Source organism: Chryseobacterium amylolyticum (assembly GCF_051011775.1).
In the GTDB taxonomy this organism is placed as follows: domain Bacteria; phylum Bacteroidota; class Bacteroidia; order Flavobacteriales; family Weeksellaceae; genus Chryseobacterium.
In genome coordinates this window covers 54785-68817 of record NZ_JBPCHX010000004.1, presented here as the reverse complement: position 1 = coordinate 68817, position 14033 = coordinate 54785, and the positions used below count along the sequence as shown (strand labels likewise).

General features: G+C 38.1%; 11 protein-coding genes. 10 read left to right on the top strand and 1 reads right to left on the bottom strand.

The genetic code is table 11. The features are described 5' to 3' along the window. Positions 1-51 precede the first annotated feature (51 nt). On the top strand, positions 52-2208 hold the full coding sequence (locus ACR1PO_RS12260) for a glycoside hydrolase family 97 protein (RefSeq protein WP_433986935.1): 2157 nt from the start codon (positions 52-54) through the stop codon (positions 2206-2208). A gap of 63 nt (positions 2209-2271) precedes the next feature. Here the strand turns inward: ACR1PO_RS12260 and ACR1PO_RS12255 are convergent, their stop codons facing one another. Beyond that, on the bottom strand, positions 2272-3267 hold the full coding sequence (locus tag ACR1PO_RS12255) for a sterol desaturase family protein (protein WP_433986934.1): 996 nt from the start codon (positions 3265-3267) through the stop codon (positions 2272-2274). Positions 3268-3469: 202 nt separating this feature from the next. On the opposite strand from ACR1PO_RS12255, the gene ACR1PO_RS12250 reads away from it, so the two are divergent. The 9 genes from ACR1PO_RS12250 (at position 3470) to purD (ending at position 13957) form a co-directional block, all read left to right on the top strand. Next, on the top strand, positions 3470-5326 hold the full coding sequence (locus tag ACR1PO_RS12250) for a glycoside hydrolase family 13 protein (RefSeq protein WP_433986933.1): 1857 nt from the start codon (positions 3470-3472) through the stop codon (positions 5324-5326). A 9-nt stretch (positions 5327-5335) separates the two neighbouring features. Beyond that, on the top strand, positions 5336-5854 hold the full coding sequence (locus ACR1PO_RS12245; protein ID WP_332385520.1) for a nuclear transport factor 2 family protein: 519 nt from the start codon (positions 5336-5338) through the stop codon (positions 5852-5854). Next, positions 5854-7272 carry an MFS transporter gene (locus ACR1PO_RS12240; RefSeq protein ID WP_433986932.1) on the top strand — a complete coding sequence of 473 codons (1419 nt, stop codon included), beginning with the start codon at positions 5854-5856 and terminating at the stop codon, positions 7270-7272. Before ACR1PO_RS12245 ends, ACR1PO_RS12240 begins: the two co-directional genes overlap by 1 nt. Before the next feature lie 422 nt (positions 7273-7694). Continuing rightward, on the top strand, positions 7695-8423 hold the full coding sequence (locus tag ACR1PO_RS12235; protein ID WP_232723141.1) for a pirin family protein: 729 nt from the start codon (positions 7695-7697) through the stop codon (positions 8421-8423). Between the two features lie 37 nt (positions 8424-8460). Next, on the top strand, positions 8461-9012 hold the full coding sequence (locus tag ACR1PO_RS12230; RefSeq protein ID WP_332385519.1) for an NADPH-dependent FMN reductase: 552 nt from the start codon (positions 8461-8463) through the stop codon (positions 9010-9012). Positions 9013-9301: 289 nt separating this feature from the next. Beyond that, complete coding sequence (gene purM / locus ACR1PO_RS12225; protein WP_433986931.1) at positions 9302-10294, top strand: phosphoribosylformylglycinamidine cyclo-ligase; 993 nt, start codon at positions 9302-9304, stop codon at positions 10292-10294. Between the two features lie 75 nt (positions 10295-10369). Beyond that, entirely contained in the window at positions 10370-10933 is a 564-nt protein-coding gene (gene purN, locus ACR1PO_RS12220) for a phosphoribosylglycinamide formyltransferase (protein WP_332385517.1), read from the top strand. Between the two features lie 178 nt (positions 10934-11111). Then, positions 11112-12629, top strand: coding sequence for a bifunctional phosphoribosylaminoimidazolecarboxamide formyltransferase/IMP cyclohydrolase (purH, locus tag ACR1PO_RS12215; RefSeq protein WP_433986930.1), 1518 nt, complete (start codon positions 11112-11114; stop codon positions 12627-12629). 89 nt (positions 12630-12718) lie between these two features. Then, positions 12719-13957, top strand: coding sequence for a phosphoribosylamine--glycine ligase (gene purD / locus ACR1PO_RS12210; protein WP_232723138.1), 1239 nt, complete (start codon positions 12719-12721; stop codon positions 13955-13957). The last annotated feature ends 76 nt before the right edge of the window (positions 13958-14033 follow it).

Here is a 14033-nt window from a genome sequence, read left to right as displayed (position 1 = left end):
AAGTGCTGCTTTACCGCAGCACTTTATTTTTTAAGTTAATAAATAGTCATTATGAAGAAAATTACAGTTGGAGCACTTTTGCTCTCAATGATGTTTACAGGTGTGAAAGCCCAATCTTTAAAATCTCCGGATGGGAAGTTCGAAATGAATTTCCAGCTGAAAGGAGGAATACCTTACTACAACCTGAAATACAATGGTGCGGTAGTGGTTGAAGATTCTAAATTGGGATTGCGATTATTTAAAGACACAGCTATAAAATTCGCTTCTGAGATTGCCAAACCAGAAGATGCAAAATACGATCTGAACAACGGTTTTGCAAAGACAGATGAAAAAAGAGATTCCAAAAATGAAACCTGGCAGCCGGTTTTAGGGGAAAAGAAAAATTATATCAACCATTATAATGAGCTGGCAGTTACCTTGAATCAGGCTTCTACGGACAGAAGTATTGTGGTAAAGTTCAGATTATTTAATGATGGGCTTGGATTCCGGTATGAATTCCCGCAGCAAAAAAATCTTAACTATTTTGTGATCAGAGAAGAAGATTCTGAAATCGATTTTCCTACCGATATGAAGGCATGGTGGATCGTGGCAGATTATGACTCTCAGGAATATCAGTACCAGGAAACAAAAGTATCCGAGATTCCTGCAAAATGGGATAAAGCATATGATGCAAATGCCTCCCAGGCATTGGTGAAAAACGCAGTTCAATCTCCGTTGATGCTTAAAAAAGAAGGAAAAGAACCTTTGTATATCAACGTTGCTGAAGCAGCTGTATTGGATTATCCGGCTTCTCATCTTGAAGTAGATGCGCAGAATTTTAAATTCAAAACCCACTTAACAGCTGACAGACAAGGAGCGAAAGGATATATTCAGACCCCATCGGTAACTCCGTGGAGAACAATTATTGTAGCGCCGAAAGCAGAGCAGGTAATGGATTCCAAAATGATCTTTAACCTTAATGAGCCTACAAAATATACCGACACTTCCTACATTCATCCTACAAAATACATGGGTGTCTGGTGGGAAATGATTATCGGAAAATCACAGTGGGCGTATTCTACTGCTGAAAATGTTCATTTAGGTAAAACAGATTTTACAAAGCTGACTCCAAACGGAAAACATGCAGCCAACAATACTAAAGTTAAGGAATATATTGACTTTGCAGCAGAAAACGGATTTCAGGGATTACTGATCGAAGGTTGGAACATCGGTTGGGAAGACTGGTTCGGACATTCAAAAGAATTCGTTTTCGATTTCATTACACCTTACCCTGATTTTGATATCAAAATGTTGAATGAATATGCCCATTCAAAAGGGATTAAGCTGATCATGCACCACGAAACTTCAGGTTCTGCAACGAACTATGAGAGATGGGCAGACAAAGCGTTCCAGACAATGAAAAAATATGGATATGACGCCGTGAAAACCGGATACGTAGGAGATATCATTCCTAGAGGAGAACATCATTATTCTCAATGGACCATTAATCATTATTATAGAATTGCTGAAAAAGCAAATGACTATAAAATCATGGTTAACTCACATGAATCTGTACGTCCTACAGGAGAAAGCCGTACCTATCCGAACTATATTTCTGCAGAAGCAGCCCGTGGAACAGAGTATGAAGCATTCGGAGGAAATAAGCCTGATCACCAGACGGTTCTTCCTTTCACAAGATGGATGGGAGGCTCTATGGACTATACACCGGGAATTTTCCAGACGAAGCTGGATTATTACTTCCCCGGAGATAACCGTTTTGTAAAAACTACACTGGTAAAACAGCTGGCGCTTTATGTAACCATGTATATGCCGCTTCAGATGGCTGCGGATCTTCCTGAGAACTACAAAAAACATATGGACGCATTCCAGTTTATCAAGGATGTGGCAGCAGATTGGGATGATACAAAAATCCTGGCCGCTGAACCTGGTGATTATGTGGTGACAGCAAGAAAAGCAAAAGGTACTGAAAACTGGTTTGTGGGAGGTATTACCGATGAAAATAAACGTGACTATACAGTAGACTTCTCATTCCTGGATAAAGGAAAGAAATATGAAGCAACAATCTATGAAGATGGAAAAGACGCTGATTATATCGATAATCCTCAAAGCTATAACATCTACAAGAAAGAGATTACAGGTAAATCAAAAATTAATTTTAAAATGGCAAGAAGCGGCGGTTTCGCAATTTCTATCAAGCCGGTAAAATAATTTTTAAAATACACTAAGGTGCCCCGGTTCATTGATTTTTTAATGTTCCGGGGTATTTTTTAGTTATTTATCCTCTGCCTGTTGAATGAGTTGGGGATATTGCTCCTCAGATGCGGATAACTGTTCTTTTACCTGAACCGGAATCTGAACTTTTTTCTTTTCTTTATATTCTTTCTGATACTGTTTCACCGTTTTTCCGGTTCCGTCATGCCGCCATCCCGGTGAATAAAAAAGGTACTTGATACGATCTTTGAAAGAAATCCCCGGCTGTCTGAGATCTTTTCCTATTCTCCGCCATTCATAGAATAAGGTAGTTGCCGGATCTTTTGACTCCATTTTAGGATAAATACCGTATTTTACAGGAACTTCAGGATCTTCTTTTTCAAATGTCCCGAAAATTTTATCCCAGATGATCAAGCCCATTCCCATATTACGGTCCAGATATTTGATATTACACGCATGATGTACCCTGTGATGAGACGGAGTAACAAGGATATATTCCAGAAATCCCATATTTTTAATGGATTGCGTATGAACAAAAGTACCATAAATCTGTATGGAAGAATAAGCCACCAGAATATGCCATGGATGAAAGCCCATAAACGCTAACGGAGAGAAAAACAGATATCTGTATAATGGCTGAAAGACAGGACTTCTGAATCCCGTGCTGATGTTGAAATAATCAGAATTATGATGTGTAATATGTACCGCCCAGAAAACTCTGGAATGATGATCTACATAATGATGAACATAATACGCAAAGTCCTGGGCGAGGAATACTGCAATCCAGTACCATATTCCCTCTTGCCAGTCGAAAAGCCGGTGCTGGTAAAAAAACATCATAACGAATAAGGAAAAACCTTTCATGATAATGTCTAATCCGTAATTAAGCAAGGCGAACAGGACGTTTGTTGCGACATCTTTGGTTTCATAGATTTTTTCCTTATTAAAGTGGCTGTAAGCCATTTCTATGAAAATAATAGCAGCAAACACAGGGATGGTCCAGGTGTAAACAACATCCGGCCCCTCTGTTTTGAACATATTACTGAAATCTAACATTTTTTCTATAAAACTAAAAATAAAAAGGAGTTAAAACTCATTTTAAATATGAATTTTTTGTAAAAAAGTTAATTATTCTTTGTGGAATTCGAAATGAAGATGTTTAATCTTGACATTTCATAGGATTGAAGATCAAAAAACAGGGTTTCCTACATATTTTTGAATGTGTATATGAAAATTTAATGCTAAATTGAACACTAATATGAAGACAATATATGCAGCATTCGCCCTTTCGATAGCTTCTTTAGCTTTTTCCCAGAAAAATCTGGAAAGAGTGGAGCCGGCTTTCTGGTGGAAAGGGATGAAAAATCCTGAACTTCAGATTCTTGTTTACGGGAAAGAAGTAGCCAATCACGAGATTGCGCTTTCAGATGGAGTACAGATCAAAGACATCCGGAAAGTGGATAATCCCAATTATGTTTTTGTTACAGTGGATACCAATGAAATAAACGTCCCGAAGTTTATTATCAATATTAAAAAAGATAAAAAGAATCTTGGATCATATACCTATGAATTAAAACAAAGGAATCCCGGATCTGCCAACCGCGAGTCTTTTACTTCAAAAGACTTCATGTATCTGATCATGCCGGACCGCTTTGCCAATGGCGATGAAAAGAATGATTCAAAACCGGAACTTACTGAAAAGGCAAACCGAAGCCTACCCAATGGCAGACATGGAGGAGATCTTCGCGGAATTATCAACAACCTTGATTATATTCAGAATCTGGGTGCAACAGCGGTGTGGCTTACTCCTGTGAATGAAGATAACGAAAAAGTATACTCCTATCATGGCTATGCCCAAACCGATCTGTATAAAATTGATGGCCGCTACGGAACCAATGAAGATTATAAAACATTATCCCAGGAGCTGAATAAAAGGAATATGAAGCTGGTGATGGATTATGTAACCAATCACTGGGGCGGATCACACTGGATGATCAAAGATCTGCCTTCCAAAGACTGGATACACTGGTTTGATGAAGGAGAAAAAGGATTTAAACGTTCCAACTATAAAACAACCACACAGTTTGATACCAATGCCTCTGATATTGATACAAAATATGCATTGGACGGATGGTTTGATACGACCATGCCTGATATCAATCAAAAAAATCCGCTGGTCCTGAAATACCTGATTCAAAATGCAATCTGGTGGATCGAATATGCTGAACTGGGAGGATTCCGTGTAGATACTTATCCCTACAATGATAAAGAAGCCATGGCAAAATGGGCTAAAGCAATTACTGATGAATATCCGAAATTCAATATTGTAGGAGAAACCTGGCTTTATACGGCTGCGCAGATTGCCGCCTGGCAGAAAAATTCAAAGATCGGAGCGATAGAAAATTATAATTCAAACTTACCATCGGTGATGGATTTTATGCTCTTTGAAAATATGCCTAAAGCTCTTAAAGAAAAAGAAAGCTGGGATAAAGGGATGATCAGAATTTATGACTCCTTTACCAGCGATTTCCTGTATCCGGATATCAATAATACTTTGGTCTTCTTTGAAAATCATGATACCGAAAGATGGAATGAAATCTTTAACGGGAGTCCGGAAGCTTACAAAATAGGACTTGCACTAATCTCAACGGTAAGAGGAATTCCACAAATCTATTACGGATCAGAAATAGGAATGCGTGGAAATAAGAAAAAAAGAGGAGATGCAGATATAAGAAAAGATTTTCCTGGAGGCTGGAAGTCAGATAAACAGAATGCTTTCAATTCATCTACTCTGACTCAGAAACAGAAAGAATTTTTACGGTTTACTCAAAAATTATTGAACTGGAGAAAAGGTAAGGAGGTAATTCATAGTGGAAAAACTAAAAATTATGTTCCTCAGAAAGGTGTTTTTGTTTATTTTCGATACAATGAAAAAGAAAGTGTAATGGTGGTTATCAATAATAAAAAAGATCAGACATTAGATTTGAAAAGGTTTGCAGAATCACTTAACGGATTTACAAAAGGAAAAGACGTTATTTCAGGAAAAGAGATTTCATTACAAAACAGTATGAACATTCCGGCAAAAACTCCATTGATTATTGAACTTGAAAAATAATTATTATATATGAAAAAACTAACGACTGCTTATACACTGATCCTTTTTTTACTGGGATTTTCTTTACTTACAGCACAGTCGAAAACAGGATTTGAGAAAGAAAAATCGGAAATCAGTACCATGCTTGATACCTTCAATGCAGCTGCGGCAAAGGCAGATTATAATGCCTATTTTAATCTGTTTGCGGATGAATCGACCTTCATCGGAACAGATGCCACCGAAATCTGGGATAAAAAAGCATTTATGGTTTGGGCAAAACCTTACTTCGACAAAAAGAAAACCTGGAACTTTAAAGCTCTTAAAAGAAATATTTATTTCAGTAAAGATGGAAAACTGGCGTGGTTTGACGAATTACTGGATACCCAGATGAAGATCTGCAGAGGCTCCGGAGTGGTAGAGAAAATCAACGGAAGCTGGAAGGTAAAACAATATGTTCTTTCTGTGACGGTTCCTAATGACGTAGTAGATAAAGTCGTTACAGAAAAAGCACCTATTGAAGATGCATTAATTCAAAAACTGAAATCATAATGGCAATAATGATGGGGAAAAATGATACTGGAGCAGCAGGGAAAAGAATAAAACCCGACTTATCGATGCTCCAGATTATTAATATGAGTATGGGATTTATGGGAATCCAGATGGCATTCGGATTACAGAATGGAAATGCAAGCCGTATTCTGGGTAACTTAGGAGCAGATGTTCATGAATTATCCTGGTTCTGGCTGGTGGCTCCTATTACAGGACTCATTGTTCAGCCTGTTATCGGCCATATGGGTGATAATACATGGAGTCCGCTGGGTAGGAGAAAGCCCTATTTCCTGATTGGCGCTGTCTTGTGTGCGATAGGATTGGTTTTACTTCCCAATGCAGCTTCTGTTACTCAGATGTTTGCCGCCAATGCACTTTTGTTGGCCGTAATATTTCTCGCCATGATGGATGCTTCGGTGAATATTGCCATGGAGCCTTTCCGGGCTTTGGTGGGAGATATGCTCCCGAAACATCAGGGAACAATAGGATTCTCAGTGCAAACCATTCTGATAGGAATCGGAGCGGTGTTAGGATCATATCTCCCGGATTGGTTAACAAGAATGGGGATTTCCAATGAAGCACCGGCAGGATTTGTCGCGGATAATGTGATTTATTCCTTTTACATCGGTGCAGCATTGCTTATCATATCAATTCTGTATACCATCATCACAACCAGAGAATATTCTCCACAGGAATTTGCTGATTTTGAAGATGGAAAAGAAGCAGAAAAACAGGAATCTAAATTTTCAGATATTTTTAAAGACTTTGCAGCAATCCCCCCGCAGATGAAAAAGCTGGGAATTGTTCAGTTCTTTTCATGGTTTGCCTTATTTACGATGTGGGTTTTTACAACCAGCGCACTGGCCACCCATCATTTTGGTCTTTCTCCGGAAGATACCCATTCCAAAGCATTTAATGATGCCGGAGATCTCACCGGGAAACTTTTTGGAATGTACAATCTCTGGGCAATTCCGTTTGCCTTTTTATTGACGCCAATTGCTAAAGTTATTGGTAAAAAGCAGACACACGCTTTAGCTTTATTGTGTGGAGGGTTGGGGCTGGTTTCAATGTATTTCATTAAAGATGTCAACAATTTATGGATCTCTATGATCGGATTAGGCTTTGCCTGGGCAAGTATTTTGGCTATGCCTTATGCCATGCTTATTGAGGTCATTCCACAAAGAAAAATGGGCGTTTATATGGGAATATTCAACTTCTTTATTGTGATTCCGCAGATCATCAATGGTCTGTTCGGAGGTCCTGTCGTAAGCGGAATTTTTGGAAAGCAGGCCATGGATTATGTGGTAGTAGGAGGTGTCTGTATGCTCATTGGGGCTATAGTTACCATGATCTTTATTAAATCTGAAGATGAAACCCCTAAGGAAATCGAAGAAGAAATCAAGCAGGTACATTTTTAAAAATTAAATAATTTTAAATATCAATAGGAGCGGGCTTTAGCCCGCTTTTCTTAATTATTCATCAATTGGCTTTAGCCAAAACTTAAAATTTATCCTTCATATACTTATTTGTTTTTTGATCTTAATAATCTCCCGCAGGTTTTCACAGATAACACGGATGTTTGCACGTATTCATACAATGGGTTCAATCCATCAATCTTTAGAAAAAAATATGGGGCATAAAATTTTATCGCAGATAAATTCCTCGCGCCTTAAAACATTATAAAGCTGAAAAAAACGCGTCTTTGTGTATTTTTTTAGCTTTCACAACCCTTTTATTTTTCGCATTCTTGCTGTTTTTACCTCCAAATTTCCTTTCTTAACCTACATCAACTATTTAAACACCTGCATGCCGTACATTTGTATCATAAATAATCACAGAAATGAAAACAGTATATCATAAAGCAGACTCAAGAGGCCATGCCAACCATGGATGGTTAAATTCTTATCATACATTCAGTTTTGCCAACTATCAAAACAGAGACAGAACTCATTTTGGAGTTTTAAGAGTATTAAATGATGACACCGTTTCTCAGGGAATGGGTTTTGGTACACACCCGCACAAGGACATGGAAATTATTTCAATACCTTTGGAAGGAGACCTGGAACATAAAGATTCCATGGGAACTACTGCGGTGATCAGAAAAGGAGAAATCCAGGTAATGAGCGCCGGAACCGGTGTTATGCACAGCGAGTACAATAAAAATAAAGATGAGGAAGTAAAATTCCTCCAGATATGGGTTTTCCCGAAAGAACTTAATGTTGAACCAAGATATGATCAGAAAAGTATTAAAGAAGGAGAAAAGATCAACGGATTTCAGCAGATTTTATCTCCCAATAAAAATGATGACGGAGTCTGGATTCATCAGGATGCATGGTTTAATCTGGCCAACTTTAAAAAAGGAAACGGTAAAAATTATATGCTCAACAAAAAAGGAAACGGAGTGTATGCATTTGTTCTGAAAGGAAGTGCAAAAATAGGGGACCGTGTTCTGAATGAAAGAGACGGATTAGGTATCTGGGACACTCAGAGCTTTAATATAGAAGCCGTGGAAGACACTGAAGTATTATTAATGGAAGTACCGATGGAACTGCCGTCTTATCTTAAATAAAAAACTAAATTTGTAATCTTAAAAATAAACCTCACATATGAAAATTTTAGCAATAGCAGGAAGTAACTCAGAAGTTTCAATGAACAAACAGTTGGTAGCTTATGCATCAACATTATTTGAAAATGCAGAAGTAGAAGTGATCGATTTAAATCCTTTCGAAATGCCTATCTACAAACATGAAAGAGAACTGGCTAACGGTGTTCCTCAGGAAGCTCATGATTTCGCAGCAAAAATTGACGGTGCCGATGTATTACTGGTTTCTTTAGGTGAACACAACGGAACGTATTCTGCAGCATTCAAAAATGTGTTCGACTGGGTATCCAGAATCAAAGACAGAACGGTTTGGAATGAAGTGCCAATGCTATTGATGTCTACATCTCCGGGAGGCAGAGGCGGAGCAGGAGTTTTGGAAGCTGCATCAAAACGTTTTCCTTTCCACGGAGGAAATGTGGTGGATACTTTTTCACTTCCTTTCTTCAATGATAACTTTGATAAAGAAACTCAGAAAATTTCTAATGAAGAGAAAATCAATGAATTAAAAGAGAAAGTTAAGAAGATTTCGGCTATTGAAACCATCCTTGAAAAATAGAATTTGAATATTCATTTAAAATTACTATTTTTGCAAAAAGAAAAGAGATGAAAATTCAGACCTCCTATAAACAATGTTTTTCTCATAAAGGGAAAGTTGTGGACTCTGAAATTCTGAGATAAAATAACGGCCGATAATCTGAAAAGATTGTCGGCTTTTTTGTTTTCTAAAATTGAGTATAAAAGTAATTGAAATATTAAAAGATAAGAAGACACAAGATGTCAGATACAAGATAAGTATCATCTGAAATCTGAGATCTGAGATCTGAAATCTAAAAATCTAAGCAGACATGAGCAACACTTACAAATCAGCAGGAGTAGACAAAGAAGAAGGATACAAAACGGTTGACAAGATCAAAAAAGCGGTCGGTGAAACCCACAATTCCAATGTACTGAACCACTTGGGAAGTTTTGGTGCTTTCTATGAAATCGGCGGATACAAAAACCCGGTTCTTGTATCAGGAACAGATGGAGTAGGAACCAAGCTGAAAGTAGCTTTAGATACCCAAAAATATGATTCTATCGGTGTAGATTGTTTTGCAATGTGTGCGAACGATATTCTTTGCCATGGTGCTAAACCATTATTCTTCTTAGATTATCTGGCTTGCGGAAAGCTTGATTCAGAAATCGCTGCAGAAATTGTTCTGGGAATGGTGGAAGCCTGTAAGGATAATAACTGTGCACTGATCGGTGGAGAAACGGCTGAAATGCCGGGAATGTACCAGCCCGGAGATTATGATGTGGCAGGGTTCTGTGTAGGAATTGTAGAAAAAGATCAGATTATTGATGGTTCTACCATTAAGGCAGGTAATAAAATCATTGCACTACCAAGCTCAGGATTCCACTCAAACGGATTCTCTTTAGTAAGAAAAGTATTCCCGAACTTTGAAGAAGAGTTTGAAGGAAAACCATTATATGAAACCCTTTTAGTTCCTACAAGACTATATTATAAAGATATTCATAAAGTATTGGAAGAAGTGAAAGTAAGCGGAATTGCTCACATTACAGGAGGCGGTCTTTATGAAAACGTTCCAAGAATTATTCCTGAAGGTCTTTGTGCATCTATCGACGGTTCAAAAATCAGAATTCCTAGTGTAATGCTTGAGCTTGAAAAAAGAGGTGGAGTAACGCGTGAGGAAATGTACGGAACATTCAATATGGGAGTTGGGATGATCGTTGTAGTAGACGCTGAACACGCTGAAAAAGTATTACACCTTTTAGATGATGCTTACGAAATAGGAGAAATCACTGAAGGAGCAGAGAAAATCAATTTGAAATTTTAAATGACAACAGATTTCAGATCTTAGATACCAGACGGTAAGTCTGTAATCTTTAATCTGACATCTAACATCTGAATAATGAAGAACATCGTTGTACTCGTATCCGGTTCAGGAACCAACCTGCAGAGAATCCTTGATACTATTGACTCAGGAGAAATCCAGAATGCAAAAGTAACTCTGGTGGTAGCTGACAGAGAATGTTTCGGATTGGAAAGAGCAAAGAATCACAATATAGAAAACATACTCATCCCAAGAGGAAAGAATTTCAGCAGCGAATTGGCAAAAGTAATCCCGCAAAACACGGATCTGATCGTATTGGCAGGATTTTTATCCATTCTGAAGCCTGAATTCTGTGAAAACTGGAATGGTAAAATAATCAATATTCACCCCGCTTTGCTTCCGAAATTCGGAGGAAAAGGAATGTGGGGAATGAACGTTCACAATGCAGTCATTGAAGCCAAAGAAGTAGAGAGTGGGGCGACTGTACATTTTGTAACGCCAGGGATTGATGAAGGAGAAGCTATTCTTCAGAAATCTTTTCAAGTAACAGCAGATGATACTCCTGAAACACTGGCTCAGAAAGTTCATCAGATTGAATATGAAATTTTCCCGATAGCGATTAATAAGGTTCTGGGAAACTAATAAATATAACAATGTACCAGTGTACCAATTTTACCAATGTTGAAGGTATTGTTACATTGCTAGACTGATATATTGCTACATTATCAAAAAATCTAAGTAAAAAATAAAAGTAAGTCCGGAGGTGAAAGACCCGGACACAGTTTGAAATAACTGTAAAAAGTAAAAAATTGAAAGTAAAATGAGTAAAAAGAGAGTTTTAATCAGTGTTTCTGACAAAAGTGGATTAATAGAATTCGCGCAGTTTTTGGAAGCTCAGAATTATGAGTTGATCTCCACAGGAGGAACGTTCAAACATTTGAAAGACGCTGGTTTAAATCCTATTCAGATTGATGAGGTAACCAATTTCCCTGAAATGTTGGATGGTAGAGTGAAAACTTTACACCCAAAAGTTCACGGTGGACTGTTAGCTGTTCGTAACAACGAAGAGCACATGAAAACCGTTCAGGAGCACGGAATTGGTCTGATTGACATGGTAATCGTAAACCTTTACCCTTTCTTCGAAAATGTAAACAAAGACATTTCTTTACATGAGAAAGTAGAGTTTATCGACATCGGCGGCCCGTCAATGCTTCGTTCTGCCGCTAAAAACTTTGATTCTGTAACAGTAATCACTGATGTTGAGGATTATGCAGCAGTGAAAATTGAAATGGAGCAAAACGGAGATACTTACATTGAAACCCGTAAAAAACTTGCAGGAAAGGTATTCAATCTTACTTCTGCGTATGATGCAGCGATTTCAAGAATGCTTTTAGATGAAGAATATCCTACATACTTAAATGCTTCTTACAAAAAAGCTGCTGACTTAAGATACGGGGAAAACCCTCACCAGACAGCAGCTTACTACGTTTCTACTTTCGAGAACGGGGCGATGAAAGACTTCGAACAGCTGGGGGGTAAAGAACTTTCTTTCAACAACCTTCGTGATATGGACCTTTGCTGGAAGGTAGTAAACGAATTCAAAGAAGAAATGGCTTGCTGTGCTGTAAAACATTCTACTCCGTGTGGGGTGGCGATCGGGACTTCAGCATTGGAAACATACCAGAAAACATTCGAATGTGATCCGGTTTCCATCTTTGGCGGAATTGTTGCAATGAACTATAAAATTGATGCAGCAACAGCTGAAGAGCTGAACAAAACATTCCTTGAGATTGTGATGGCTCCTGAATTCGATGAAGAAGCTCTTGAAATTTTAAGAAAAAAGAAAAACCTGAGAATCATCAGAATTGTAAACCCTGTTTCTGATAAGCAGACATGGGTGAAGGTAGACGGTGGTATTCTGGTACAGGATAATGATACCCACTTCTCTGACGATATTAAAGTAGTTACTGAAGTACAGCCCACAGAAGAGCAGAAAAAAGCATTACTTTTCTCACAGAGAGTAGTAAAATATGTGAAGTCAAATGCAATCGTAGTTTCCAACGGAATTCAGGCATTCGGGATCGGTGGCGGACAGGTAAACAGAATCTGGGCAACACAGCAGGCTATCGAAAGAGCTAAAGAAAAATTCTCCGGAGATCTTGTACTGGCTTCAGATGCATTTTTCCCTTTCCGTGATGTGGTAGATTTCTGTGCTCAGGAAGGTATCAAGGCGATTATTCAGCCAGGTGGAAGTGTAAAAGATCAGGATAGTATAGAAGCTGCCAATGAGCACAAAATCCCGATGATGTTTACGGGTGTCAGACACTTTTTCCACTAATTAAAATAGAATTAAAAAATAATCAGGGATTGTATTTTTAGCATTCAAAATTATATATTTGTAAATTAAGACTAGATAATAAATAAAGTATGAGAATATTAATCATAGGTGAAGGCGGTAGAGAATCTGCTTTAGCGGCAAAGCTTCAGAATGACCCGAGAATTTCTAAAATGTTTTTTGCCAACGGGAATGCTACTACCGATGTAATAGGGAAAAATGTTCATTTATCAGAAATCAAAGAACTTAGAGATTTCGCTATTAAAGAAAAGATTGATCTTACGATCGTAGGTCCTGAGGCACCGCTTGTAGCTGGTATCAAGGACGAGTTTAAAAAGCACGATCTTAAAGTTTTCGGTCCTACCCAGAAAGTGGCAAGCCTTGAAGGAAGTAAAGCTTTCTCTAAGAAATTTATGCAGACCTATGATATCAAAACAGCTAAAGCTGTAGTATTTGATTCATATAACGAAGCGATAGAATATGTAAAGACACAGCAGTATCCTTTAGTAGTTAAAGCAAGTGGTTTAGCTGGCGGGAAAGGTGTTGTTATTTGTGATACCCTTGAAGAAGCTGAAGCTACGATTCATGATTTTATGATCAGAAGAATCTATGGAGATGCAGGTATCCGTTTAGTTATTGAAGAATATTTACAAGGTTTTGAAGCGTCTATTATTGCTTTCTCTAATGGTGAAAAGCTATTTCCGTGTGTAGCAGCAAAAGACTATAAAAAAGCAGGAAACGGAGATACAGGACCTAATACAGGAGGTATGGGGTCAGTAGCACCAAGCCCGGAATTTACTCAGGAACACTATGCAGATTTTGAGAAAAATATTTTAGAGCCTACTGTGAAAGGACTGAAAGCTGAAGGTTTCGGATTTAAAGGGATCATCTTCTTCGGATTGATGGTAACGAAAAACGGAGCTTACCTTCTTGAGTACAACATGAGATTCGGAGATCCTGAAACACAGGTATTGATGGCTCTTATGGAAAACAATCTTTTAGATGTGATCCAGGATTGTATGGATGGTAAAGACATCGAGCTTAAATTCAAGGATGAAAAAGCTGTTTGTCTGGTGATGTGCTCAGGAGGATATCCGAGAAACATCGAAACAGGCTTCGAAATCACAGGAGAAGATAAGTTGAAGCATAGTAAACTATTATATGCAGGTGCCATCAGCAAAGGTGACAAAGTGGTTTCCAATGGCGGTAGAGTACTGAACATTGTGGCTACAGGAGCGACCTACGAAGATGCCCGCAAAAAAGTGTATGAAGACGCAGCTCACGTACATTTCGATTACGGCTTCTACAGAGAAGACATCGGAAAGTTTTAATAAAAATCACGAAAAAAGATTTGGAGTCATTCCAAGTCTTTTTTTGTAAAACAGTTAATATTAGAAATAAGAGTTC